The sequence below is a fragment of the Kitasatospora atroaurantiaca genome, assembly GCF_007828955.1.
In the GTDB taxonomy this organism is placed as follows: domain Bacteria; phylum Actinomycetota; class Actinomycetes; order Streptomycetales; family Streptomycetaceae; genus Kitasatospora; species Kitasatospora atroaurantiaca.
This window is the reverse complement of sequence record NZ_VIVR01000001.1, coordinates 3,610,486-3,635,223: the sequence shown is the minus strand read 5'-3', so window position 1 is coordinate 3,635,223 and position 24,738 is coordinate 3,610,486. Positions and strand designations below refer to the sequence as shown.

Annotated in this window: 26 protein-coding genes and 1 pseudogene; 18 read left to right on the top strand and 9 right to left on the bottom strand. The window is 70.8% G+C overall.

Annotated elements, in window-relative coordinates; genetic code table 11:
• The first annotated feature begins 157 nt into the window (after nt 1-157).
• From FB465_RS16750 to FB465_RS16725, 7 genes are all read left to right on the top strand, one after another.
• Nucleotides 158-1,384, top strand: a complete 1,227-nt coding sequence (locus tag FB465_RS16750) for a helix-turn-helix domain-containing protein (RefSeq protein ID WP_145791580.1) — start codon at nt 158-160, stop codon at nt 1,382-1,384.
• 661 nt (nt 1,385-2,045) lie between these two features.
• Entirely contained in the window at nt 2,046-2,198 is a 153-nt protein-coding gene (locus FB465_RS35835) for a hypothetical protein (RefSeq protein WP_170290609.1), read from the top strand.
• A gap of 50 nt (nt 2,199-2,248) precedes the next feature.
• Nucleotides 2,249-2,704: an NUDIX domain-containing protein gene (locus tag FB465_RS16745; protein ID WP_145791579.1), complete on the top strand. Its 456-nt coding sequence runs from the start codon at nt 2,249-2,251 to the stop codon at nt 2,702-2,704.
• Nucleotides 2,705-2,891: 187 nt separating this feature from the next.
• Nucleotides 2,892-3,128 carry a hypothetical protein gene (locus FB465_RS16740; RefSeq protein WP_145791577.1) on the top strand — a complete coding sequence of 79 codons (237 nt, stop codon included), beginning with the start codon at nt 2,892-2,894 and terminating at the stop codon, nt 3,126-3,128.
• Nucleotides 3,129-3,208: 80 nt separating this feature from the next.
• On the top strand, nt 3,209-4,072 hold the full coding sequence (locus FB465_RS16735; protein WP_145791575.1) for a JmjC domain-containing protein: 864 nt from the start codon (nt 3,209-3,211) through the stop codon (nt 4,070-4,072).
• Between the two features lie 21 nt (nt 4,073-4,093).
• Complete coding sequence (locus FB465_RS16730) at nt 4,094-4,363, top strand: hypothetical protein (RefSeq protein ID WP_145791573.1); 270 nt, start codon at nt 4,094-4,096, stop codon at nt 4,361-4,363.
• Between the two features lie 32 nt (nt 4,364-4,395).
• A complete protein-coding gene (locus FB465_RS16725; protein ID WP_145791572.1) occupies nt 4,396-4,701 on the top strand; it encodes a DUF6087 family protein in 306 nt (101 codons plus the stop codon).
• Nucleotides 4,702-4,749: 48 nt separating this feature from the next.
• Here FB465_RS16725 and FB465_RS16720 read toward each other — a convergent pair whose 3' ends face one another.
• Nucleotides 4,750-5,022, bottom strand: coding sequence for a GntR family transcriptional regulator (locus FB465_RS16720; RefSeq protein ID WP_145791570.1), 273 nt, complete (start codon nt 5,020-5,022; stop codon nt 4,750-4,752).
• A 171-nt stretch (nt 5,023-5,193) separates the two neighbouring features.
• On the opposite strand from FB465_RS16720, the gene FB465_RS16715 reads away from it, so the two are divergent.
• Nucleotides 5,194-5,697, top strand: coding sequence for a hypothetical protein (locus FB465_RS16715; RefSeq protein ID WP_145791568.1), 504 nt, complete (start codon nt 5,194-5,196; stop codon nt 5,695-5,697).
• A gap of 374 nt (nt 5,698-6,071) precedes the next feature.
• On the opposite strand, the pseudogene FB465_RS16710 reads toward FB465_RS16715, so the two are convergent.
• The 3 genes and pseudogenes from FB465_RS16710 to FB465_RS16700 all read right to left on the bottom strand — a co-directional run.
• Nucleotides 6,072-6,164: pseudogene (locus FB465_RS16710) on the bottom strand (HhH-GPD-type base excision DNA repair protein); the annotation flags it as partial.
• 29 nt (nt 6,165-6,193) lie between these two features.
• Nucleotides 6,194-6,772 (bottom strand): hypothetical protein, encoded by a 579-nt coding sequence (locus FB465_RS16705; RefSeq protein ID WP_145791566.1) that lies wholly within the window; start codon nt 6,770-6,772, stop codon nt 6,194-6,196.
• 20 nt (nt 6,773-6,792) lie between these two features.
• On the bottom strand, nt 6,793-7,308 hold the full coding sequence (locus FB465_RS16700; RefSeq protein ID WP_145791564.1) for a right-handed parallel beta-helix repeat-containing protein: 516 nt from the start codon (nt 7,306-7,308) through the stop codon (nt 6,793-6,795).
• A 226-nt stretch (nt 7,309-7,534) separates the two neighbouring features.
• Between FB465_RS16700 and FB465_RS16695 the strand changes: the two genes are divergently transcribed.
• Both FB465_RS16695 and FB465_RS16690 read left to right on the top strand, forming a co-directional pair.
• Nucleotides 7,535-8,050 (top strand): RNA polymerase sigma factor, encoded by a 516-nt coding sequence (locus FB465_RS16695; RefSeq protein WP_145791563.1) that lies wholly within the window; start codon nt 7,535-7,537, stop codon nt 8,048-8,050.
• Nucleotides 8,047-8,514, top strand: coding sequence for a hypothetical protein (locus FB465_RS16690; RefSeq protein WP_145791561.1), 468 nt, complete (start codon nt 8,047-8,049; stop codon nt 8,512-8,514). Before FB465_RS16695 ends, FB465_RS16690 begins: the two co-directional genes overlap by 4 nt.
• On the opposite strand, the gene FB465_RS16685 is transcribed toward FB465_RS16690, so the two are convergent.
• The 3 genes from FB465_RS16685 to FB465_RS35830 all read right to left on the bottom strand — a co-directional run bounded on the left by FB465_RS16685 (nt 8,492) and on the right by FB465_RS35830 (nt 11,080).
• Complete coding sequence (locus FB465_RS16685) at nt 8,492-9,328, bottom strand: alpha/beta fold hydrolase (RefSeq protein WP_145791560.1); 837 nt, start codon at nt 9,326-9,328, stop codon at nt 8,492-8,494. The genes FB465_RS16690 and FB465_RS16685 overlap by 23 nt on opposite strands.
• 93 nt (nt 9,329-9,421) lie before the next feature.
• The gene (locus tag FB465_RS16680; protein WP_145791558.1) at nt 9,422-9,994 is read right to left on the bottom strand and encodes a hypothetical protein; all 573 of its coding nucleotides are present in this window, start codon (nt 9,992-9,994) and stop codon (nt 9,422-9,424) included.
• A 264-nt stretch (nt 9,995-10,258) separates the two neighbouring features.
• Entirely contained in the window at nt 10,259-11,080 is an 822-nt protein-coding gene (locus tag FB465_RS35830; RefSeq protein WP_170290608.1) for an SCO2400 family protein, read from the bottom strand.
• Between the two features lie 292 nt (nt 11,081-11,372).
• Here FB465_RS35830 and FB465_RS16670 point away from each other — a divergent pair, with 292 nt between their 5' ends.
• From FB465_RS16670 to FB465_RS16650, 5 genes are all read left to right on the top strand, one after another.
• Nucleotides 11,373-13,643: an MMPL family transporter gene (locus FB465_RS16670; RefSeq protein ID WP_145791556.1), complete on the top strand. Its 2,271-nt coding sequence runs from the start codon at nt 11,373-11,375 to the stop codon at nt 13,641-13,643.
• Complete coding sequence (locus FB465_RS16665) at nt 13,640-14,146, top strand: DinB family protein (RefSeq protein WP_145791555.1); 507 nt, start codon at nt 13,640-13,642, stop codon at nt 14,144-14,146. Before FB465_RS16670 ends, FB465_RS16665 begins: the two co-directional genes overlap by 4 nt.
• 97 nt (nt 14,147-14,243) lie before the next feature.
• Nucleotides 14,244-15,050 carry a VOC family protein gene (locus FB465_RS16660; protein ID WP_145791553.1) on the top strand — a complete coding sequence of 269 codons (807 nt, stop codon included), beginning with the start codon at nt 14,244-14,246 and terminating at the stop codon, nt 15,048-15,050.
• 93 nt (nt 15,051-15,143) lie between these two features.
• Entirely contained in the window at nt 15,144-17,981 is a 2,838-nt protein-coding gene (lnt, locus tag FB465_RS16655) for an apolipoprotein N-acyltransferase (protein WP_145791551.1), read from the top strand.
• Between the two features lie 137 nt (nt 17,982-18,118).
• Complete coding sequence (locus FB465_RS16650) at nt 18,119-20,911, top strand: lectin (protein WP_145791549.1); 2,793 nt, start codon at nt 18,119-18,121, stop codon at nt 20,909-20,911.
• A 43-nt stretch (nt 20,912-20,954) separates the two neighbouring features.
• Here the strand turns inward: FB465_RS16650 and FB465_RS16645 are convergent, their stop codons facing one another.
• The gene (locus tag FB465_RS16645) at nt 20,955-21,572 is read right to left on the bottom strand and encodes a class I SAM-dependent methyltransferase (RefSeq protein ID WP_145791548.1); all 618 of its coding nucleotides are present in this window, start codon (nt 21,570-21,572) and stop codon (nt 20,955-20,957) included.
• Nucleotides 21,573-21,726: 154 nt separating this feature from the next.
• Between FB465_RS16645 and FB465_RS16640 the strand changes: the two genes are divergently transcribed.
• Complete coding sequence (locus tag FB465_RS16640) at nt 21,727-22,779, top strand: aldo/keto reductase (protein ID WP_145797392.1); 1,053 nt, start codon at nt 21,727-21,729, stop codon at nt 22,777-22,779.
• A gap of 87 nt (nt 22,780-22,866) precedes the next feature.
• On the opposite strand, the gene FB465_RS16635 is transcribed toward FB465_RS16640, so the two are convergent.
• Entirely contained in the window at nt 22,867-23,499 is a 633-nt protein-coding gene (locus FB465_RS16635; RefSeq protein ID WP_145791546.1) for a hypothetical protein, read from the bottom strand.
• A 116-nt stretch (nt 23,500-23,615) separates the two neighbouring features.
• On the opposite strand from FB465_RS16635, the gene FB465_RS16630 reads away from it, so the two are divergent.
• Complete coding sequence (locus FB465_RS16630; protein ID WP_211785798.1) at nt 23,616-24,218, top strand: TetR/AcrR family transcriptional regulator; 603 nt, start codon at nt 23,616-23,618, stop codon at nt 24,216-24,218.
• A gap of 125 nt (nt 24,219-24,343) precedes the next feature.
• Entirely contained in the window at nt 24,344-24,658 is a 315-nt protein-coding gene (locus FB465_RS16625) for an alpha/beta fold hydrolase (RefSeq protein ID WP_145791543.1), read from the top strand.
• The last annotated feature ends 80 nt before the right edge of the window (nt 24,659-24,738 follow it).

Below are 24,738 nucleotides of genomic sequence, written 5' to 3'. Positions count from 1 at the left end.
TCTGCGTCTCAGGGCGGGCACTCCTGGCGGGGGAGTCTTCGCCATGGCCGACGAGTACCTACCGTGACCCTGGCCCGGCGTCAACTCGTACCGCACGGGTATGAGATAGCAGGGCTACGCTGATTACCACAGGAGTGCGTGTCACGGGAGAGGGCCAATGAGCGACCTATCCGCAGAACTCACGACCGGCGAGCGAATCCGGGCGATCCGGGAGCGTCGGGGCATGACCCGCGCCGTGACGGCCGGGCTGGTCGGCCGGTCGTCGGACTGGCTGAAGAAGATTGAGCTTGGGGAACGAGAGCTTCACGGCGTTCCGATGCTGCTGAAGTTGGCCCAGGTGCTCCACGTGGACGACGTGAAGGTGTTGACCGGCGGGGACATGAGCATCCCGGCGGCCGACATGGGCAAGGTCAGCCATGTGTCCGTTCCGGAGATCCGGAGCGCCATGCACACGGTGAGCTTCCTCCCGGCCCCACCGGAGGTTACGGCCCCGTCAGTACTCAAGGGCAGGGTCGAACAGGCGTGGCGACTCTGGCACACGTCGCCCGAGCAGCGCACGGCAGTTGGTGCGATCCTGCCGGACTTGATCCGGGCCGCACACGCAAGTGTCCGGTACCACCAGGGCAGCGAGCGCCGCACCGCGTATGCGGCCATGGGGGATCTGTACCGCCTGGTGCAACGCATGCTCGCGCACATCTCCGAACCGGAGTTGTACTGGATGGCGCTGGATCGTGCTCGGGACGCCAGCGAGAACGCCGACGAGCCGGTGAGCTTGGCTCTGGGCGCATGGACGGTGAGCATCGGTCAACGTGCGGCAGGCTTCTACGAGGAGGCGGTGAAGACCGCCGAAATGGGCATGGCGTTGGTCCGGCCGATGCTGGAGACCGGCGGGGCTGACGTACTGGCTGCCTATGGTCAGCTCAACCTTCAAGCCGCATGCACCCACGGCCTTGATGGACAGTCGGGGCCTGCTGAGCGGTACCTTGCTGAGGCCGAAGAGACGGCACGGAAGCTCCCGGCTGGGTACTGGCACGCTCAGTCGGCCTTCGCCATGTCCAACGTGGACGTCCACAGCGTCACCATCGGTGTCGGCCTGGTGAAGCCGGGAGAAGCGCTGGCGCGTGCTGAGAGCATCGACCCGGCGTCCATCGGCTCGCTCGAACGCCGGTCTCGTCTGCTGCTGGACATCGCCTACGGGCACCACCTGAAGAAGGAGACGGCGGCAGCAGTCCACTACCTGTCCGAAGCTGTCGGGGTCACCAACGAGGGCGTCAAGTACGTGCCTAACGCCAGGACGCTGGCCGCTGCCCTTGAGCGCAGCGCCAAGGGCCCGCTGAAGGCGTCGGCCGTCGCACTGGCGGAGTCACTGGGAGTGGCCGCGTAGTCATTTTAGGTAGGGGGACAACCAGTCCCCCTCTCGTGTGGTGAGTGCCCGTACCGTCTTTCGGACGTGACGGGCACTCAGCATTTCTCGGGAGGTGGAGTGGTGGCGACGCGCAGAGGGCCGCACAGGCCCATCTATCGGCCCCAGGTTGGGGAGATGGTCCGCGACGGCGCCCACAACGGCGCTCAGGGCGTCTACATGGGCGAGCAGAGCGGCAGGGTCTACCTTCGGCCGAAGGCTGGCGGGGTGGAGTGGGATACCTCTCCCTCTGATATCGAACCACTCTCTCCAGTACCGGAGTTGGTCCCGGTCATGAGGGCAAGCCGTCCCCGTGTCGCCCCAGGCAGGCCATTCGGGGCCCAGGCGCAGTACGCCCCCAATGCATCGGCGTTACCAGCGGAGTTGAGCGCGTGACCGCCCCGGTCTTCTACCGGATTCCGGGTGACGAGCTTCCGGAACCCGAGCCCCTGACTTGGGCGTTGGGCCGATGCTTCTGCTGCCAGCGCCCCAACATCGTTACCGCTGCCCTGACCTTCGACCTGAGAACTGGCACGGGGCCGGCGACGCTGCCGATCTGCCCTGACTGCGTTGGGCGAGCCGCCCGACAGGCTCACAGAGCGGCACTGCGCGCCAAGCTGGCCAATCCGGGGAGCCATCCGACGTGACCGACGACCAGGCCGAGTACCACGAGATGGCAGAACGGGCCCGGAAGGGGCTCCCGGACCCACCGCAGGCGCTCATGGCCTACGCGGTCTCCGTGGCTGGCCTCTTCGCCTTCGTCGCCGCCTTGCTGGCGTCCGCGCTTATGCACTGAACCTCACTGACTGCTGATCACTGGAGAGCGCGTTGCATCCGAACCCCCTCATGCCCAATCCGCCCGCTCGCCGTGTCGGGGGCGTCGTGATCGCCTTCAATGAGGCAGGAGACGTGCTCATGGTCGATCCGAACTACAAGGACGGATGGATCTTGCCCGGAGGCAGCGCCGAAAAGGACGAAGCGCCGAACGAGGCTGCCGCGCGACACCTGCTGATCGAAACCGGGCTCGTGCTCGATCTGTGGGAGCTCGTTGCGGTGGACTACGCACCGGTCGGCGAGTACCCGGAAGGGCTCAACTTCGTCTTCAACGGCGGCATTCTCAAGGCCCGGCAGGTGGACCGGATCAAGACCGGCGAGCACCTGAACGGCCACCGATTCGTGCCCATGACGGAGTTGCACGAGTACGCCCAGCCCTACCAGCGTCAGCGCATCGGGCAGGCGTGGGAAGCCCGACGGGACGGCAAGGGGCTGCCCCTGCTGATCAAGGGCGAGCCGGTCGGCTAACCCCTCCAAGACTCCCGCTCCGGTACTCGTCTACACAACAGGTGGTCTCCCCCACAACGAGCCGGAGCGGGGCACTACCCCGCCCAGTACCGGCAACTATCGGTCAGGCCGGACGGCTGGGATGGGCTGAAACACCCATTTGGGTACGGCAGCTTTCCGTACCCAACCGACAAGAGGAGGAACGCACGTGAGCAAGCCTGTGGACTTCGACCCGGCGTCGCACCCCGGCCTGAACTGGTCGGTGGCGATGGACTCGCACCTTGACGACAAGGTCGAGTGCGGGGCGTTCGCCGAGATGCAGAACGGCATGGTGGCGTTCGCCAACGTCAACAACGAGAACGCCGTGGTCGAGCTGACGCGCGGCGAGATGGCGAAGCTCAAGGCCGCCTTCGCCGCCGGTCAGTACGACCACCTGACCGTCTGACACGCCCCGGATGGGCAGCGACCGCCCCAACGCAACTGGGGCGGTCGCCGCTCCCCACGTTACGAGAAGGGAGAGCCACCGTGCATCAGACAGCCCTTTCAAGGCTGGTCGACAACCCGGACAGCTTCCGCGACGCATGGCCGACGGCCCCCACGGTGTACGAGCGAGACGCCACAGACCTACAGCGGCTCGCCAGCCGGCAGGCAGCCCGCGAAATCCTGGCCGACCCGGATATCCGCCCCGCTGGGTTCGGCATGGTCCGAGACGGCGTGCTTACCGCAGAACGCGCGTCCGCCGACCACCTGACGGACACCCTAGTTCTCAACGGCCTTCACCGGTCGTACCCGCCGATCGTGACGTTCTGCAAGGAACTGTCATCCATGCTCGGCCACCCGGTGACCGGCAATTTCTACCTCACCCCGGCAGGTCGGGCTAAGGGCTTCGGGTGGCACTGGGACTGCCACCACGTCTTCATCGCGCAGACCGAGGGCGCGAAGCTCTGGCGCATCTTCGCCCCGACGTTCCGCAACCCACTCGAACACCACAACTGGTCCAAGATCGGATTCGACCCGGCGGACAAGGAACGGTTCGAGACCAGCGCACCGGACTTCGAAGTCACGTTGCAGGCCGGGCAAGTACTGTTCATCCCTCGGGGATGGGTCCACGCGGGCCAGAGCACCGAAGAGCACAGCCTGCACATCACCTTCGGCGTGCAACTCCTGACCGTTCACTGGGCGCTGCGGAAGCTCCTGGACCTGGGCGAGGACAACGAGGAACTGCGCGAGGCCCTTCCGCCAAACCTCGGGGGACAGGACTTCTTGTCCCTTGCAGGCCGACTGCGGGGAACGCTCGGCGAGTGGCTGTCCGATCAGCCCGACGCGCCTTCCGCGTTGCGCCTGCGCTCAGCACAGCGGCTCTCGGTGCTCAACCAGGAACCCAAATAGAGAGGCCGAGGACGGCTCAGCATGTCGCGGAAGCGCACGACCGGAGGCAAGCACCGCCGAATGTGCCAGTGGTCCGGCTGTCAGCGTTACGCGAACCTCCGGGATCTCGACACCGGCAAGGACTTCTGTCTCACCTGTGCCGTAGCCATGCTGCACGCCGCCGACGACCCAATCACCAACTTCCGTGAGTTCGACGGCTCGACCGCGTACGCCGATGAACTGCGGAAGCGCCCGATCCTCGGCCTGTTCGGTTGGCCCGGCACTATCCCGCCGGACGACGCTGGCCGATAACCTCGGAGTGACGCCGTGCGAGAGGATCAGCCGTGCTCGAACCCGACGACGAGACCGTGTCCGACTGGTACGCCGCGCGGGCCGACGGCAACCGGCCGCCTGGCGTCCGAGACGCACTGACTCTTGACCCGACGGTCCAACGGGGCTGCCTGTTTCAGGACACCCCGCGCCTGGTGGTGGAGTGGGACGGGCAGGCATGGCAGCCGGTAGGCGTCGCCGACACCTACGCCGATGCATATCCGGTGATCGTTCGGCGCGGTTCTGATTTCGCCGCGCCGCAGGAAGACACCCCCGTTGCGTTGCTGCGCAAGGGCAGGGGCCGTCACCGTAGGAGCTGAGGGCTCGTTTGTGCAGACTCGCCCCGCCTGGGACCAACCTGGGCGGGGCTAGTCGCTTTCTTGGGCTGGTCGATCTTCGGGAGCGACTACGAAACTTCCGCGCCCCCACTCCGTGTAGACAAGGCCAACTTCGCGCAGCTCTCGAACAACCCGCCGGGCGGTCTCTCGCGCAATCCCGAACCTCGCGCAGAGCTGGGCTTCGGAAAGGAAGCGCCTCTTGCCCTTGTCGTACGCACCCGCGTTGATCTCCGCGACCACCACCGCAAGCGCCTGCCGGTATGGGGCGGTCGGTGCGTGCGGGTCTCTCTGCTGCTCGGGCATGGCGGAAGCGTAGACAACTGACCGGAAACCGACCACTCAGACAAGCTGTACCAGTCAGACGACCTAGACAAGTTGGCTGAGTCCGAATACGGTCGGACCACAACAACAAAGAGACCCCAGCGACGGCGCCAACCGTCCTGGGGCATGGCCGAAGCTTTAGGGAGCCTCGACATGACCGACCTTACTGCCTGGGCGTGCGCCTGGGTGCTGTGCCTGCTGTTTGCCGGCCTGCTGGCCTGGGTGATCTCCGGTGCCACCGACGAGCCCACGGGCCGACACCGGGCAGGGGACAGGGACATTCGCCCGATCCTTGTGGAGCTTGCCGGACAGCGCCGACCGTCCTGGGACCGTGACGAGTCCGCACCCGTGCGACCGCTCAACACGCTGCCGATGTGCTCCGCTCTCCAGCGCCCCATCCCCGTTCATCTGCTCCGCCGGACGATCGTCCCGAAGCCGCCCATCCTGCGCGGTCACGCCGTCCGAGTGAAGGTGCAGGAAGCCCCCTATGTGGAGATGCCCCCGCCCGCAACCGTCCGCGTGGTGCCCCTGTGGGTGGCCCGGCACGAAGAGCAGCAGCAAGCCATCCGTCGGCGGGCGCTCAACATTCCGGCAAACCAGCCCGACCCCGGCTACACCTACCCCGGTGCCCAGGTGCTCGCTGGGGCGGTGGCGTGATGACGCTCGCTGCCACTGAGAAGCCCACATGCGGCGCGCGCCGTCCCGGATGGGAGAACGGACCAGCCATCGGGATCAACCGCATCCCGTGCGCACTGGACCCGTTCCACCAGGGTGACCACGCGAACGCCTTCGGGCAGTGCTGGCCTCGGATCGAAACGGCTCCCGTGCGGTGCTGCCGCTGTGGTGCCACGACCACGGCGCCCGTTCCTGTGGGCTCCGTGGAGCGTGTAAGCGGTCCGCCGTTCATCCGATGGGCATGCCGACCGTGCACCGTCCGTAAGTCTCGCTAGCACGTCACAGCCCCGTCCGGGCCGATCCGGGCGGGGCACTCTCAGGCCCTTCGACCATTGCTAGTCCGTACGGTTCGGATGGTCGAGCAGCATGCCGACCAGGGCGGCCAGCGGGCTGCGCCCGAGCAGTTCGTCGGCCTCCGGCTGCTGCGCGAGCCGAACGGTGGTGCTCATGGGCTCCTCCTCTCCATCCGTCCACCATTTCAGCAGCGCCGAGGGCCCGGCGCACGCACCACGGGAGCGTGCGCGCGCCGGGCCCTGGGGCCGTGCGGGTGGGTCGGGCGGATCAGCCGCGCCAGGACTCGCCGGCCTCGAAGCCCTGGAGGTCGACGACGGCGTCGACGTACCCGCTGTGGTTGTAGAGCTCGATGCAACCGTCGTACCCCGATCGGCACCCAGGCCAGATTGGGCACGGTCGCTCCCGAGGTGAAGTTGACCACCGAGGTGGCCGGGCGCTTGTCCCCGGAGGCGTAGGCGGTGAGGAAGCCACCGGCGGACGGCCCGGTGGCGGTCACGTTCACCAGCACGGCGCGCGCGGTGTCGGGGACACCGGCCACGCCGCGGACCTTAACGCGTACCGTGCCGTCCGGCCCGATCTGCCCACCGGACCCGGCCCGGGTGTCGAGCACGCGGGTCGGGGTGGTGGTCAGGAACGGATTGGTGGCCCACATGTTGTCGCCGTAGTACGCCTGGACATCGGCGATGACGTGGACGCTTCCGTTGTGGTTGAAGAGTCTGACCGTGCCGTCCGGCTCGATCGGCACCGTGACCTGGTTGGCCACGGTCCGGCCCGCGGCGAAGTTCAGGCTGGAGTTGGTCGGCGGGGGACGCTGGCGTCGTCCACGGTCACCCGGCTGGAGTCCTGAACCAGTACGGCTTCCTGAGCGCCACGAGCATCAACGTGCTTGACGTTGATGTCGTGCACGCCGTCGAGGAAGAAGGCGTGGGTGTAACCCGAGGTCTCGTTGACCGAGACGGGACCGAGGCCCTTGCTCTCCGGCGAAGCCGGTCCCGTGAAGGTGATCGGGGCGCCGGGCTCGCCGGAGCGGGTGAGGTGGACTTCTTCCGCGTACCTTCCGCCGGCGATCTGCACGGTCTGGCCCGGCGTGACGACCTTGGCGGCGGCCGAGATCGTGCAGAAGGGAACGGCCGCGCTGCCGCTCCCGGGAGCCGTGTCCGAGCAGTTCGCGCCGGCCGCGTTGTTGACGTGGAGAGTGCCCGCATCGGCTTGCCCCGCGCCGAAGGCCGCGCTCACGGGCAGGCCGGCGGTGACGGAGAGGACGAGCGCGGTCAGTCCTGCTATGCGTGCTCTGCGCACTGCAAATTCCCCCAGGAGAGATGTTCGATGGCCGCTCGGGTCGCGAATCTCCCTGCTGTCGGGGCCGTTTCGCGCCACGCGGCAGCGTGATCTTGCCAGATCCGTCCCGGCGCGGCCACATTTTCCGCACCCGAAGCACACTCCGCCACACTGTGACGCGCGCCACAGGGAACGTACGGCCGCTCGCGGCACTCTTTCCTCCCGACGCCCCGTCAAGGAGGAAGCCATGCCAACGGCGCACGCCGACCCGCCTGAACTGACCGCGCTCGTACGGTCGGCCCAGCGCGGCGACCGGATGGCGGTCCAGGAGCTGCTGGACCTGCTGACGCCGTACGTCGGGCGGCTGTGCGGGCCGATCGCGCTGCAGGACGGGCCGGACGCGGCGCAGGAGGCGCTGATCGTGGTCTTCCGCAGGCTGGGTCAACTGCGCGAGCCGGCCGCGCTGTTCGGCTGGGTGCGGGTGATCGCCGTCCGGGAGGCGGTGCGGGTCGCACGGGCGGCGGCCCGGGCCGTCCCCGACCCGCTGGAGGACGTCCCGGCGAAGGGTGACCCCCAACTCGCCGCCGACGTACGCGACGTGCTGGAGCGGCTGTCTCCCGCGCACCGGGCCGTGCTGGTGCTGCGCGATCTCGAAGGGCTGGACGAGCACGCGGTCAGTGCGCTGCTCGGGGTGCCCGAGCCCACGGTGCGGACCCGGCTGTTCCGGGCCCGCCGTAACTTCCGGAAGGCGTGGGGACATTGAACGAATCCTGGCCGGTCGCCGAACTCGACGCCGTCCGCAGGCTGCGGGTCGTCGCCCGCACCACGCCGGGCACCAGCTACGCGGAGCACCTGCTCGACGCGCCCTTCGACCGGGTCTGGGCGCTCGCCTCCGACCTCGAACACCAACTTCCCCTGCTGATCACCGACATCAAATCCTTCACGGTGACCTCGGCGGCCGGGGAGCGCCTCGAAGCCCGGGCCCGGAGTCCGTTCGGCCTGCGGGCTCGCTTCGACGTCGTGCTGCGGCCCGGCTGGTGCCTGATGCAGAGCAGGTTCGTGCTCGGGGGCATGGCAGCCGTGCCGGAGGGGGAGGGGACCAGGTTCGCCTTCCTCGGCGGACTGCGCGTCCCCGGCATCCGGCTGGCCGACCGCGCCCTGCACTCGCTGCTGGAGCCGCTGGGCGGCCGGGCGCTCAGGCGGTTCACGGACCAGCTGGGTCCGTGAGGTTCCCGAGGAGGTCGCTGATCGCCATCATCTTCGGCACCTGCTCGTCGGCCAGGAAGTCCAGGACCAGACGGTTCGTCAGCTCCGGCTTCTCCATGGGCAGTGCGTGCGAGGCGCCGGGGACGACGGCCAGTTGGGAGTCCGGCAGGGCGCGCTGGACGGCGGCCGCGTGCTCGATAGTGAGGAGGTCGTCGTCGCCCAGGAGCACCAGCGTCGGGGCGGTGACGCCGGCGAGGTCGCTCACGGCGATCCCGGTCGGGTTGCGCCACAGCGGGGCCATCTTGTCGAAGACCACCCTGAAGTGCTCGGGCCCGTCGGGGGACACGGCCGCGTACAGGTGCTCGAGCATGGGCGGGAGGGTCTCGGGCGTGAACCGTGCCATGAGTTCCCGCCCCTCCGGGGTGGCGCCCTCCAGGCTGACGTACTGCCCGATGAGCACCAGCTTCCGCACCAGCTCCGGTCGGCGCAGGGCGACCAGCAGACCGACCAGGGAGCCGTCACTCCAGCCGACCAGGTGGGCCGAGTCGATGCCGAGGGCCGTCATGAAGGCGATGGTGTCCTGCGCCATCACCTCGTAGGTGATCGGACCCTCGACGTCCGGTGTACGGCCGTGCCCGCGCCGTTCCGGGACGTACACGCGGTACTTCTCGGCGAACACGGGTGTCTGGCCCTCGAAGGTCTCGACCGTGCAGAGGCCGCCGTGCAGCAGGATCAACGCCTCCCCGTCGCCCTCGACCTCGTAGTACGTACGCACTCCGCCGGCGTCGACGTATTCGCGCAGCCGTGCCGGGGCCGTCTGTCCGGTGGTAGTCATGACGACCTCCACCTCCTTCGGTCACTTACCTACGAGCCTAGTGACCGACACGGACCCGGTGCAGCACAGGACTGCCCGAGCCGAGGCCGGGTGTCAGTTGCCGTTGCACCACAGCAGGAGGCAGGTGGGGCGGCCCGTAGGGCTGGGGCTGGGCTGCGGGGAGTGCTGACCCGGCGGGGTGGTCGAGGGCGCGGAGCCGGTGGGGTGCGGGGCGGGGTGACTGCTCGGTGCGGTCACCCGGGCCGTGGAGCCGGCGGAACCGGGGCGTGAGGCCGTGGCGGACGGCGTCGGCCGGGCATGGGCCGTACCGGACGGCGTCGCGCTCGCGCTGGGCGAGGCGCTGGGGGAGTCGGACGCCGCCGTGGCGGCCGGGTCGGGCGCCGTCACCGGAGTACCGGCTCCGTCGGACCCGCCCGAGGACAGCGCCACCGCGCTGAGGCCTCCGACCAGGAGCACGGCCGCGGCCGCGGCGAGCGCGCCCTGCCACCAGGTGAGCCGGCGCGGGCGGTGCTCGGGCTCCTCCTCGTCCTGAGCGAGCTCTGCCTCCGGCTCGGCATCGTCGGGGACCGGTTCGACGGCCGTCGGCGTCTCGGCGGCCTCGGCGGGCTCGACGGCCACCACCGCAGGTATCGCCGCAGGCACCTCGGCCGGCGCCTCAGCAGACACCTCCGCAGTGGCCTCGCACTCCGGGCAGGACTTCGCGCCGTCGAGAGGGCGCCGGCAGGACGAGCAGCTGTCCATGTGATCTTTCCGTACGTGCTGCGCCACCGGACCGGGCCGGTGGTTCTTCTGGGATCACACGGGTCCCGTGTGCCCCCGGAGCCTAATCAGCGTGCCGGTGCGGAGAACAGACATCTTGCGTGAGGTTTCTGGGAAGATCGCACGCCCCCGGTGTGTCGATCGCTAAAATCCGCCCCCTCGTCATGGGCGTCAGGAGCACCAGAAGAGCACACGGGTGCAGGTGGGCGTCGGCGTCGGCGTCGGGCTGGGCGCGGCGGTGCTCGGCTTCGGCGGCGCCGGCGGAGCCGACGACGTGCCACCCCCGCCGGGTGCGGTCGCGGCGGTCACGGGTGCGCTGGCCGAGGCCTGGCCGGAGGTGCTCGGCGAGGCGGAGGCGCCGGCAGAGGTGGACGCGGACGCGGTCGGGCGGCCGGTGCCGGTCCGCTGCGCTCCCGGTGTTCCCTGGGTGCCGGCCCGGGTCTGCCCGGAGGCGGGGTCGGCGATGGCTCCGCCGCCAGGCAGCGCCTGCCCCGACTCGGGCGAGGATGCGGGGGTCATCGCACCGTCCGAGTGGCCCGAGGAGAGGACCGCCGCGCCCAGCCCTCCGATCACCAGACCGGCAAGGGCCAGCACCAGGACTCCGCGCCGCCGCTTCGGCCGGCGCCGGCTGACCTGCTCCCGGCCGACCTGCTCCCGGCTCGCCCGGCTCGCCGCCCGTCCGCCGTGCCCGGGCGAATCCGCGGGGGCTCCGGCCCCCGGCGGGGCCGGCTCGACCTCGGGCGCGTACCGGCCGTCGTCGCTCCACGGTTCCTCGCCGCTCCACGGTTCCTCGCCGCGCCACGGTTCCTCGCCGCGCCACGGCTGCTCGCCCTTCCACGGCTGCTCGGCGGCGTACGCCACCGCCTCGGCCCGGTAGGGCTCGGCGGGCCGGCGGTACTGCGGCGGGGCGCCCAGGGAGCCGTCGGACGCTCCACAGCCGGGGCAGGACAGAGCGCCGTTGAGGTAACGCCGGCAGGACGCGCAGTAGTCCATGTGATCTTTCCGTACGGGCCGTGCCACCGGTCCGGTCGATGGCATCGAGCGAGTCACACACGCCGTCGTGTGCACGCGGAGCCTAAGCAGCACAAGCGCCCGGGGAACAGGTGTTCTCTGTAACGCTTCTGGGAAGATCGGGCGCCGACCGGCAGAGCGGTGCGGTCACGCCATCGGACCCGTTCGGGCGTGTGTTGCTCTGCCGCGCGGGTTCGGCTGCGACCTATCTTCACAAACTAGGACAATCCGTCAGCGGTCTTTCGCCTTGCCGGTCGCAGCCCTGGGAGACCTCATGCCTTCGCCGAGTGACGGGAGCACCGGTACCGCACCGGACGTCCGACCAGGGCTGCTGCTGAGACTCGGCGAGTGGTGTGCTCGCCACTTCGTCGTGGTCATCGTCGTCTGGCTGGCTGCCCTGGGTGTGCTGCACGGGCTGCAGAACACGGTCGGCGGAACCTACGCCGACGACTTCTCATTGCCCGGGACCCAGTCGTACACGGGCCAGCAGGTCCTCAGCGCAAACGCCCCCGGCGCGGGCGGCATCAGCGCCCAGGTCGTCCTGCACGACGCCCAGGGCCCCCTGACGAACGTGCAGACCCAGGTCGGCCAGGCGGTCAACGCCCTGCAGCAGCTCCCGCACGTGCTGTCCGTGCAGAACCCGCTGCCGCCCACGACCGGAGCGCTCTCCTCCGACGGCACCATCGGCTACATCACCGTCCGCTTCGACAGCAATCCCTCCTCCTTCGGCGAGGACTACATCAGCCAGGTCGACACCGCGGTCGCGCCGCTGCGGGCCGCCGGCGTCGAGGTCGAGTACGGCGGACCGCTCGGCGAGCTCGCCAGGCCCGAGACCAAGGACCTGAGCAGCGAGGCCATCGGGTTCATCGTCGCGGTGGTGGTCCTCCTGATCGGGTTCGGCAGCCTCATCGCCGCCGGGCTTCCCCTGGTCAGCGCACTGATCGGGGTGATCGTCGGCCTGAGCTGCCTGAACCTGGTGGCCGCCGCCTTCACCTTCGCCAGCGTGTCGCCGACCCTGGCGACGATGATCGGCCTCGGCGTCGGCATCGACTACGCGCTGTTCCTGATCACCCGTCACCGGCAGCTCGTCATGGACGGCGCCGAGCCTGCGGTGGCGGCGGGCCGGGCGGTGGCCACCAGCGGACGCGCGGTCCTGGTCTCCGGCTGCACGGTCGTCGTCGCCCTCGCGGGCCTGTACGTGTCCAGGGTGAGCTTCATCGGGAAGCTGGGTGCCGCCGCCGCCGTCACGGTGGTCACGGCGGTCCTCGGTGCGCTCACCCTGGTCCCGGCGCTGCTCGGCCTCATCGGACGCCGGATCGACCGCTTCCACGTACGGACCCCCGTCGCGGAGGGCACGAGCGGGCCGGGCGGGGAGGCCCACGGAGGGTGGCACCGGTACGCCAAGCGGGTGGAACACCACCCCTGGTGGTTCCTGGCCGGGGGGTTGGCGGCGGTGGCGATCCTCGCGATCCCCCTGTTCTCCATCCGGCTCGGGCACGTCGGCAACGGGGCGGACCCCACCAGCTTCACCGACCGGCGTGCCTACGACCTCATCAGCGAGGGCTTCGGGCCGGGCGCCAACGGCCCGCTGACCGTCGTCGTCGACCAGACCGATGTCCCGACGGCCGACCGTGCCACGCTCGCCGCCAACGTCCAGAAGGCGCTCACCGGCGGCGTCGGCGCGGCGAGCATCAGCCCGCCCCAGCCCACCAGCAACGGCCAGGTGCTGATCTCCACCGCCATCTCCACCGTCGCGCCGCAGGACGCAGGCACCACCGACCTGTTCAACCACCTCAAGGACGACGTCCTGCCGCAGGCGGTGTCCGGCACAGCCGCCAAGACGTACCTGACCGGGACGACCGCCGCCCAGGTGGACTTCCTGGAGCTCATCTCCAAGCGGCTCCCGGTCATCATCGCCGTGGTGGTCGGCCTGGCCTTCCTGATCATCCTGATCGTCTTCCGCGGCCTCCCGGTTGCTCTGAAGGCCGCCGTGCTCAACCTGCTCTCCATCGCCGCCTCCTACGGCGTTCTGGTCGCGGTCTTCCAATGGGGCTGGGGCGGACCGGCGTTGGGGGTCAACGGCAAGGTCCCGATCGAGAGCTACGTGCCGATGATGATGTTCGCCATCGTCTTCGGCCTGAGCATGGACTACGAGGTCTTCCTGCTCTCCCGGGTCCACGAGGCCTGGAAGCGTACGGGCGACAGCAAGGACAGCGTCGCCCACGGACTGGAGATCACCGCGCGGGTGATCACCTGCGCCGCGCTCATCATGGTCAGCGTCTTCGCGGCCTTCATCCTCAGCGACAACATCGTGGTCAAGATGCTCGGCCTGGGGCTGGCGGTCAGCGTGCTCTTCGACGCCACGATCGTCCGCCTGCTGCTCGTCCCGGCCGTCATGACCCTGCTCGGCGACCACGCATGGTGGCTGCCCCGCTGGCTGGACCGGATCCTGCCCCACATCGACACCGAGGGCGAAGCGGTCCCCGCGCCAATGACGAGACAGCCTGCTGACACAGCCTCAGGACACCGGAGGAATTCGCCATGAGCACCGACCCGAATCCCGTCACCGGCGAGCGTGCCGATCTGCTGGAGACGCTGGCCAAGCACCGGGGTTTCCTGCGCTACACCGTCCGCGATCTCACCGACGAGCAGGCGGTGCTGCGCACCACCGCGAGCGAGCTGTGCCTGGGCGGCCTGATCAAGCATGTGGCCGGGGTCGAGGAGAGGTGGATGCGCTTCGCGGTCGGCGGCGCCGAGGCGATGCGGAGTGAGCCCGTCGACTGGGAGGGCCAGTTCCGGCTGCTCGACGGAGAGACCCTGGCCGGCATGCTCGACGCGTACGAGCAGGTGGCACGCAGGACGGACGAACTCGTGGCGACGCTCGACCTGGACGTGTTCCACCCGCTTCCGGAGGCGCCGTGGTTCGAGCCAGGCGCGCGGTGGTCGGTGCGCCGGGTGCTCCTCCACATCCTTGCCGAGACCGCCCAGCACGCCGGCCACGCCGACATCATCCGCGAGTCGCTGGACGGCGCGAAGACCATGGGATGACGACGCGCCCACCGGCACGGTGTTACCGCGCGAGTCGGCCGGTCACTGGCTAGCGTGAAAAACCGGACCACCTACCGAGTGCGAGGGAGTCAGAGTCATGGCCGCGCAACCTGAGGGCACGCCCTGCTGGGCCGACGCGATGTTCACCGACGTCGAGGGGGCGAAGCGCTTCTACGGTGACGTGCTGGGCTGGACCTTCGGCGAGGCCGCGTCGGAGTTCGGGAACTACACGCAGGCGTACTCCGGCGGCAAGGCGGTGGCCGCCGTCGTCCCCCCGATGCCGGGCCAGGAGGGGCAGGAGAGCCGGTCCGCCTGGTACCTGTACTTCGCGTCGCCCGACGTCGCCGCCACCGCCGCGAAGATCCGCGACGCCGGCGGTCAGATGCTGATGGAACCCGCACAGGTCGGTGACTTCGGCTCGATGCTGCTCGCGAAGGACCCCGGCGGCGTCGCCTTCGGCGTCTGGCAGGCGGGCAGCCACGAGGGCTTCGAGAAGCGCGGCGAGCCGGGCGCGTTCACCTGGGCCGAGGTGTTCACCCGCGAGCCGGCGAAGTCGGACGCCTTCTTCCCGGCCGTCTTCCCGTACAAGGTGAAGCGGATGGAGAGCGACGAGGTCGACTACAAGCTCTTCAACCTGGGGGACGACCCCGTCATGGGGCGGATGACGATGACGGACGACTTCCCGCCCGAGGTCCCGCCCTTCATCGGCGTCTACTTCGCCGTCGACGACTGCGACGCGGTGGTGGCGAAGGTGGCCAAGCACGGAGGCGTTCTCCGGTTCGGGCCGATGGACAGCCCCTTCGGCCGCTTCGCGGCGTTCACCGACCCCCAGGGCGCGGCGTTCTCCGTGATCGACATGACGACGACGGTGGGCGACATGCCCAAGATCTCCGACGCCTCCTGACCGGCGCGGGCCCGCCGAACGAGGGACGGCCCCGGCTGCATCGGCAGCCCGGGCCGTTCCGTCGTCCGGGGCACAACCGCGAGGAGCCCCGTAGTGCCCCGCCTGGAGCAGCAGGACGATGGGGGCATGGGCGGGCGAGAGACGATCGCCACCGACGGGTCGCCGGCCGGACGGGCCCCCACGGGCCTGCGCCGCGACCTGGCGGGCCCGCTGCGCGGGCTGGTGACGGGCCAGTGCCTCGGCCAGTGCGCGGACGGGCTGGCGCAGATCGCCTTCGCACAGTTCGTCCTGTTCGACGTGGGACGCGGTGCCACACCGGGCCGGATCGCCGCCGTCCTGGCGGTGACCCTGCTGCCGTTCAGCGTGGTGGGCCCGTTCGCCGGGGTGTTCCTGGACCGCTTCGACCGCCGGCGGACGCTCATCGCGGTGTCCCTGCTCCGGACCCTGCTGGTCGTCGGCGGCGCCGCCGTGGTGGCGACGAAGGCGACCGCGGCGGCCTATCTGCTGGTCCTGCTGCTGCTCTCCTCGTCCAGGTTGGTGCTCACCGCGAAGGGGGCCGCGCTTCCGCGTACGGTGCCGAAGGACCGGCTGGTCCCGGCGAATGCGCTGTCGGCGGCCGCCGGCACGATTGCGGCGTTCCTCGGGGCGGTGGGCGGCTCGCAGCTCGTCGGGCATTCGGCGGTCGCCGGGTTCCTGCTCGCGGGGGTGCTCTACGCGGTGGCGGCGGCGGTGTTCCACAGCCTGCCGTATCTGGGCGGACGCCACGGCGACCCGGTGCTGCCGCGGGTTCGCCGTACCGCTCGCGACCTGGCCGACGGGGCGAGGGTGGTCGCCCGGACGCCGGCGATCCGGCGGCCGCTGCTCAGTGTCGCGGCGCACCGGATGCTGCTGGGCGCGGGTTTCGTGCTGCTCGTCCTGGTCGCGGACTCCCGGTACGGGCTGAAGACCTCCGGCTACGGGATCGCGCTCGCCGCGACCGGGGTCGCCGCGTTCGCGGGCAGCATCGCGGCCCCGCCGCTCGCCGCCCGGTACGGCGCCCGCGCGCTCCTGCCCGTGGCGTTCCTGGCGGCCGGCGCCGCCGCGTACGTCGGGGGGCTGGTGCCCTCGCTCTGGGCGCTGGTGCCCTGTGTGGGGATGGCGGCCTTCGCCTTCCAGGTCCTGAAGGTCTCCTCCGACGCCCTGATCGGCGGGGCGACGACCGACGGTGTGCGCGGCCGGGTGTTCGCGATCTACGACGTGCTCTACAACGTCGCCTTCGTGCTGGCGGGCCTGGCCATGGTCCCGTGGTGGCACGCGGGGCGGGAGCGCGCGCTGCTGTGGTGGCTGGCGGCCGGGTTCACCGCCGGCTGGCTGGTCCTCGTGCTCGTCGACCGCGGCCGGCGGCCCCGGTGGCCCCGCCGTCGCGCCCGGGGCCGCGCCGGCCGTCGCGTCGGCCGTCGCGCCGACCGTCGGGACGGGCAGGGGAGCCGGCGGCGCGGCCGGGCCACGGCCGTCCTCGCCGGGGCGCTGCCCGCCCTCGCGTACCCCGCTCCGGCCTGGTGGTGGCTGGCCTGGTTCGCCCTCGTCCCGCTGATGCTCGTGGTCCGCTCGGCTCCGACCCGGCGCGAAGGGATGATCCGGGCCTGGTGGGGCCTCGGTGCGTTCGAGGCGGTCACGCAGTACTGGCTGCTGCCGAACATCGGGCCGGGGCTCGCCCTGCTGAGCGTGCTGCTCGGGGCGCTGTGGCTGCCCTGGGGCTGGGCCGTGCACCGGCTGCTCGCGACACCCCTCACCGCTCGGCGCGCCGCTGCCGCGCTGCTGGTCGTGCCCAGCGCCTGGACCTGCGCGGAGGCCGTCCGGTCGTGGCAGAGCCTGGGCGGCCCCTGGGCCCTGCTCGGGGCGACCCAGTGGAACCGGCCGGTGATGCTCGCCTCCGCCGCACTCGGCGGGGTCTGGCTGACGGGCTTCCTGATCGGTGCCGCCAACACGGCGCTCGTCCTGGCCGTGCTCCAGCGCCGCGCCTGGCCACGCGCCGCCGCGCTGCTGACGGCCGCGGCATGTGTGGCGGCCGGCCCCGTCTGGTACGCGCTCCGCCCCGGACTGCCCGCCGCCGGCACGGTGCGCATCGCCGTGGTCCAGCCCGGCGTGATGGACCCGCCGGAGGACCGGCAGGCCTTCGAGGCGGCCGCGACCGCGCAGCTCGCGGGGCAGCGGCCTGATCTGGTGGTGTGGGGCGAGAGCAGCGTCACGTACGAGCCCGGCCGGATCGCCGCGCTCCAGGTGCTGTCCCGGCAGCTGGGTGCCGATCTGCTGGTCAACGGCAGCGCCCCGCAGCCGGGCACCACCGGTGACTACAACGAGTCCGCTCTCATCGGGCCGGGTGGCGTCCTCGGCACCTACGACAAGATCCGGCTGGTGCCCTTCGGCGAGTACATCCCGCTGCGCCCGCTGCTCGGCTGGCTGGCCGAGGTCAGCAGGGCCGCCCCCACCAACCACCTGCGGGGCGACCACACCGTGGTGATGCAGAGCGATGCGCTGACCTTCGCCCCGCTGATCTGCTTCGAATCCGCCTTCCCCGACATGGCCAGGACCGAGGTCGCGCGCGGAGCCCAGCTGCTCGTCTACCAGTCCTCCACCTCGACCTTCCAGGGCAGCTGGGCGCAGCCGCAGCACGCGTCCCTGGCCGCCGTGCGGGCCGTGGAGACCGGCCGGCCCGCGGTGCACTCCGCCCTCACCGGCGTCAGCGCGGTCTTCGGCGCCGACGGGCGGCTGCTGGCCTGGCACCCGGCCTCCTACCGCGGGGCGTTCGTGACCGACGTCCCGCTGGTCTCCGGGGTCACCCCGTACCAGCGCGCCGGCGACTGGATGCTCGCCGTGGCCTTCTCCGCCCTCGCCGCGGCCGCCGGCCAGGCCACCCTGCGCAGCACGGCCCGGCCCGGGGCCACGCGGTAGGCGAACGGCCGCCCTCCGGGGCCGTGCGGTCGTCCGTGCGGGTGACTCCGAGCTGTCGCTGACGGACCGTCACGGGTCCAGCCGTCACGATGATCACAATGCGCAACGTGACTGACAGCTGGTCAGCAGGAGGCTCCATGAAGATCCCCCGAATCATCCGGTCCGGCCGTGCGCCCCGGTGGCCCGCTGCGCTCGCGGTGGCGGTCTGCGCGTCCCTCGTCGCGAGCCCCGCCCTCGCGGCGCCGGCCGGGCCGCACCCGACGGGCCGAACCACCGTCAGCGACCCGGCCCAGTACGTGAATCCGTACGTCGGGACCAAGCAGGGCGCGACCGACTTCGGCAACGGCGGCGGCGCCGGCAACACCTTCCCCGGCGCGACCGCGCCGCTGGGCATGCTCCAGTGGAGCCCGGACACCGTCACGTACCAGCACGGCGGCTACTTCTACGACGACAACCGCATCCGGGGCTTCAGCCTCACCCACATCTCGGGCGCGGGCTGCGGGGACTACGGGAACATCCCGCTGATGCCGGTCCTGGACAAGACCCCGGTCGACCACGCCGTCTTCTCGCACGCCAACGAGTCGGCGTCCCCGGGGTCGTACGCGGTCACCTTCGACAACGGCCTGAAGACCGAGCTGGCCGCCACCCAGCGCTCGGGGATCGCCAGGTTCACCTACCCGGCGGGCCACACCGCGTCCCTCACGCTCGATGCGGGCAAGGCCTTCAACGCCGCCTCCGGCTTGGTGTCCCTCGGCACCGACAGCATCACCGGCTACACCGACAGCGGGGGCTTCTGCGGGGCGGGCAACCGCTACCGGCTCTACTTCTCCGTCACGTTCGACCGGCCGTTCAGCAGCTCGGGCATCTTCGCCGACGGCAAGCTGGACACCACCCTGAAGAGCGCCACGGGCCGGAGCGAGGGTGTCGCACCCCAACCCCCGCGGACGGCCGAGGCCCAGTCCCGCCCGGCGGCCACCAGTGCCCCGGCTCCGCACCCCGACGCCGCACAGGCCGCGTCCGGAGCGCGGGCGCTGGTCTCCTTCGACACCTCGTCCAGCCGCACCGTCACGGCGCGGGTCGGGATCTCCTTCGTCAGCGTCGAGGGAGCCCGGGCGAACCTGAACGCCGAGCAGGGCACCTCCGGATTCGACCAGGTCAGGGACGGGGCCCGGAGCGCCTGGAACGGCATGCTCGGCCGGATCGCCGTCGACGGCGGCAGCACGAAGGACCGGCGGGTCTTCTACACCTCGCTCTACCACTCGCTGCTGCACCCCAGCGTGCTGAGCGACGTGGACGGCCGGTACCCCGGCTTCAACGGGAAGGTGCACACGGCCGGGACCGGGCACGCCCAGTACGCCGACTTCTCGGGCTGGGACGTGTACCGCTCGCAGACCCAGCTGCTGGCCCTGGTAGCCCCCGAGGAGTCCGCGGACATCGCCCAGTCGATCGTCGCGCAGGGAGCCCAGGGCGGCTACTTCGACCGCTGGACCCTGGCGAACGGCGGCACCGGCGTCATGGTCGGAGACCCGCTCCCGGTCATCGCCGCCGGTATTTCCGCCTTCGGCGCCACCGGCTTCGACGCGACCGCTCTGGTCCGGCAGGCGCTCTCCGGGCGCAAGGACGACCGCGAGCGGGCCGGGCACGGGCGGTACGACGACATCGGCTTCGTCCCGGTGGACACCAACGGCGTCTGGGGGGCGGCCGCGACCACCCTCGAGTACACCACCGCCGACTTCGCCGTGGCGCAGCTGGCCGCGCGGATCGGCGACACCGACGCCCACGACACCCTGATGCACCGCTCGGCCAACTGGCGCAGCCTGTTCAACCACGACAGCCACTACATCCAGCCGCGTCGCGCCGACCACACCTGGCCCGGCTTCAGCCCCGACCAGCAGGACCACTACGTCGAGGGCAACGCCGCCCAGTACACCTGGATGGTGCCCTACAACCACCGCGGCCTGTTCGACGCGATGGGCGGCAACGGCACGGTGGCGTCCCGGCTGGACGACTTCTTCGGGAACCTCAACGCCGGACCGGCGAAGCCGCACGCCTACCTGGGCAACGAACCCTCCCTCAACACCCCGTGGGCGTACGCCTACGCCGGCCGCGCCGACCGCGCCCAGGACGTCGTCCGCCGCGCGCTGACCACGCTGTTCTCCGACGCCCCCGCGGGAGAAGTCGGCAACGACGACCTGGGGGAGATGTCCTCCTGGGCGGTCTGGGCCGCGCTGGGCATGTACCCGCAGGTGCCGGGCCGGGCCGAGCTGGTGCTCGCGAGCCCGCAGTTCCCCGCCATCACCATTCACCGGGGCGGCGGTGCGAGCGCTGCCGTCATCGACATCACCGCGCCGGGAGCCTCCGCCACGGTCAAGTACGTCCACGGGCTGAAGGTGGACGGTGAGGACTCCCGCCGCCCGTGGGTGAGCGAGGCCTTCGTGAACGGCGGCGGCAAGCTGGACTACACCCTGGCCTCCGATCCCGACCCCTCCTGGGGCAGCGCCCCCGAGGACGCACCGCCCTCCTTCGACGTCGGCCCGGCGGACCCGGTCACCGGGCCGGTCGCCGGCCTGGCGTCGAAGTGCCTGGACGTGGCGGCGAGCGGAACCGCCGACGGTACGCCGGTCCAGCTGTGGAACTGCAACGGCACCGGCGCCCAGAAGTGGACGGTGGCCGGCGACGGCACACTGCGCGCCTTCGGCAAGTGCCTGGACGTCAGCAACAGCAGGTCCGATGCCGGAGCGCCCGTACAGCTGTGGGGGTGCAACGGCACCGGCGCCCAGCAGTGGTGGCCCCGGGCGGACGGGTCCCTCCTCAACACGCCGTCAGGACGCTGCCTCGACGTCCCCAACAGCAGGACGGCCGACGGCACCCGTCTGCAGATCTGGGACTGCAACGGCACCGGCGCCCAGAGGTGGACGATGCCTCACTGACGGACGTCGACGGCACCGCCGTGCCTCCCAGCGCCCCCCGCGGCTAGGGAGACACGGCGGTGCCGAGCGAGTCGGCGGCCAGGGTCTTCGGGGCGCCCTTCTCGTAGAAGACGTCGAGTTCGGTGACGGTGAAGCCCGCAGTGGTCAGCATGTCGACGATCGGCCGGGTGAGGTGGCACCCGGCGAAGAGCCGTTGCTGGAGGGGATCGAGACGCCACTGCCAGCGGCGGACCGACTCGTCCGGGGCCAGGCCGTGCTCGACGAAGTGCAGCGTCCCTCCCGGCTTGAGGACACGCCGTAGCTCGCGCAGGGCGGCAGCGGCGTCCGGGATGGTGCACAGGGTCCAGGTGGAGAGGGCGGAGTCGTAGCCGTCGTCCGCGAAGGGCAGGGACTGGCCGTCCAGGCCCGCGCGCTGCACGGTGACGGGTGTCGCCGCGAGCCGCTTGCCCGCCAGCTTCCAGCCCACGTCGGAGGGCTCCACCGCGTCGACCCTGGTGACGGCCGCCGGGTAGTAGGGGATGTTGAGCCCCGAGCCGAATCCGATCTCGACGACCTCGCCCGCCAGGCCCTGGCAGACCCGGCGTCGCAGCTCTCCGGCCTCCCCCATCGCACAGGCGACGTTGACGATCCGCGGGACGACCTGTTCGGCGTAGAACCCCATCGCAACCTCCGGCGCTCATGACCAGTCTGGCATCGGGGAGCGTCCGACGCCGACCGCTGGGAATCCGGTCGGGAACAGGGCTTGATCTGGAGCCCACTCCAGCTCCTAGGCTGCGGCGCATGACCGACGTAACGACCGGAGAGGGGGCATGACCATGCGTTACCGCGTTCTCGGTGGTACAGGCATCGAGGTGAGTGCCCACTGCCTCGGGACCATGATGTTCGGCGCGGTCGGCAACCCCGACCACGGCGACTGCATCCGCATCATCCACGCCGCCCTCGACCACGGGATCAACTTCGTCGACACCGCGGACATGTACTCCGCGGGCGAGTCCGAGGAGATCGTGGGCAAGGCGCTCCGGGGGCGGCGTGACGACGTCGTGCTCGCGACCAAGGTGCACTTCAGGATGGGCGAGGGCCCCAACCGGGGCGGCAACTCGCGCCGTTGGATCATCAAGGAGGTCGAGGAGAGCCTGAAGCGCCTGCAGACCGACTGGATCGACCTCTACCAGATCCACCGCCCCGACCACACGACCGACATCGAGGAGACGCTCTCCGTCCTGGGCGACCTCGTCCAGCAGGGGAAGATCCGCGCCTTCGGCTGCTCGACGTTCCCGGCCGAGGAGATCGTCGAGGCGCACCACGTCGCCGAACGCCGTGGTCTCCGGCGCTTCAGGACCGAGCAGCCGCCCTACTCGATCCTCGCCCGGGGGATCGAGGCCTCGGTGCTCCCGGTCTGCCAACGCTACGGGATGGGTGTGCTCACCTGGAGCCCGCTCGCCTCCGGCTTCCTCACCGGCAGGTACCGCAAGGGCGGACCGATCGACCTCTCGACCGGCCGGGCCGCCCTCACACCGGCCCGTTTCGACCCGTCCATCCCCGAGAACGCCGCCAAGCTCGACGTCGTCGAGGAGCTCGTCGAGCTGGCGGCGAGCATCGGCTGCACGCTCCCCGAGCTGGCCGTGGCCTTCCCGGTGGCCCACCCGGGCGTCACCTCGGTGATCATCGGGCCGCGGACCATGGAGCAGCTGGAGGCGTTGCTGAAGGGAGCATCACTCACCCTCGACGACGCGACCCTCGACCGCATCGACGAGATCGTGCCGCCCGGGACCAACCTCTACAGCCCGGACGGCGTCTGGCGCCCGCCGGTCCTGGCCGACACCGCGCGGCGCAGGCGCCCGCTCACGGACCGCGCCGCCCGGCTGTAGGAGGCCTCGCCGAGCACGGAGACCTCTGTACGGACCTCGAGGAGCCCGGACCGCAGCACGGTCCGGGCCTCCTCGGTCCTTCCAGGGCTACGGGAGCCGGACGGCCGGGCGGGCCGAGCCGGCGGGCGCGACTGTGCCGGCGGCCGGCAGCCCGAGGCGTGGTGCGCGCTTGATCAGCGTGATGCCCAGGCAGGCGACGCCCACCGCCATCACCAGCAGTCCCGGCGGGAAGGTGGCGGTCGGGAGTACGCCGCGCAGTGCGACCGGGGTGGCGCCGAGAACGTAGGCCGCGACGGCGCCACGGGGTGCCTGGCCGGCCCGCCACAGCGCGGCGCCGAAGACGACGGCACCGGCCAGGAAGACGATCGACGAGGCCGTGAACATCACGCCGGTCAGACCGCCCACCAGGCTGGTGATCTGTGCCTTGGTCAGTTCGGGGAAGACGAGGTTGAGGATGTACTCCACGCCGAGGAGCCCGGCCATGCCCAGGAAGTTGAGCGTGTACCCGACCGCCCCCAGGGTGCCGGACCGCTGTCGGTCGGCGAGGTAGAGGCCAGTGATGAGGAACAGCCCGAATGCCTCCGCCAGCGGCGCGAGCGCGTGGGTGAAGGCCAGGTCGTCGGGGATCAGCGCGCCGCGCCGGGCGCTGTTGAGCAGCAGGATGGCGGCGGAGATCGCACCCGCCCAGCCGGCGAGTCGGTAGAGGGTTTGCGTGGGCATGGTTCCTCCGGCAGTAGGCGATAACACTTGTAATAACGTATGTCATGGCCTGCTGGTGCAGCTGCTGTGAGGCGGGTCTGTAATGCTTCGGAAAGATGCGGAGAGGGGCGTGTGCGGTGACCGAGGGCGAGGACCTGCGCGGCCAGTTCATCGAGGCCGCGTTGCGGGTGGTCGCCGCCCACGGCCCGGCCGGCCTCACGGTGCGGCGGGTGGCCGAGGAGGCCGGCTCGTCCACCATGGGTGTCTACAGCCGCTTCGGCAGTCGTACGGGGATGCTCCAGGCCCTGTACGAGCGAGCCTTCGACATGCTCCGAGACGCCTTCGGCGCGGTGCCCGCCACCGGAGAAGTCCTCACGGACGTACGCGCCCTGGCGCTGGCCTACCGCCTCTTCGCGCTCCAGAGCCCCACCCGGTACGCCTTCATGTTCGAACAGGCGGTGCCCAACTTCGACCCCGGCCCGGACCTTCGCGTGCGAGCCCTCGAGAGCACCTTCGGGGTCCTGGTCGCCGCAGTCGCGCAGGCCGCCGCGCCTGGTGCCGAGCCGGGCGCGGCCGAGCGGAGCGCGTACCTGATCTGGACGGCCATGCACGGCATGGTGAGCATCGAGCTGACCCACCGGGACCGTACCGAACTGCCCGGCTGGTCCATCGCATCGGACTGGGAGGGCGTCTACCTCGACGGCGTACACGCCGTCTGGAACGGCCTCGCCCTCCCCTGACCGGCACCTGGCACTCCGCCTACGCCGACGGCTCGGCCCTGCCGGACGGCTCCCACCTCAACGCGGTGCCGTTCCGCTCCCTGATACACCGTCGGCCCGCCCGCATCCCCGGAGCGCTCAGTCCCGTGGGTGACCTCGCCAAGGGCATGAAGTTCTCCGAGCAGCTCATCCCCGAGACCGCCGCGTTCGACGACTGGGCCGACGGGACCCGGTTCGAGCTGCCGTTCTTCGTCTTCCACGGTGATCAGGACGTGTTCACCACACCGGAGCTCGCGAGGCGGTACGTCGACGACGTGAAGGCGCCGGTCAAGGCCTTCGCCCTGATCGAGGGCGCAAGCCACTTCGCGGCCTTCCGGCACCCCGAGCAGTTCCTGAACCTGATGCTGACCAAGGTCCGACCCGTGGTCACCGCGTCGGCCTCGGAGCCGTTGTCCTCCTGACTCGGGGGCGCAGGTGTCCTCGGTCCGGCGCACCGCGGAGCCACCCGGCCGGGGTAAGCCCGCTGCGCTGATCCGGTGAA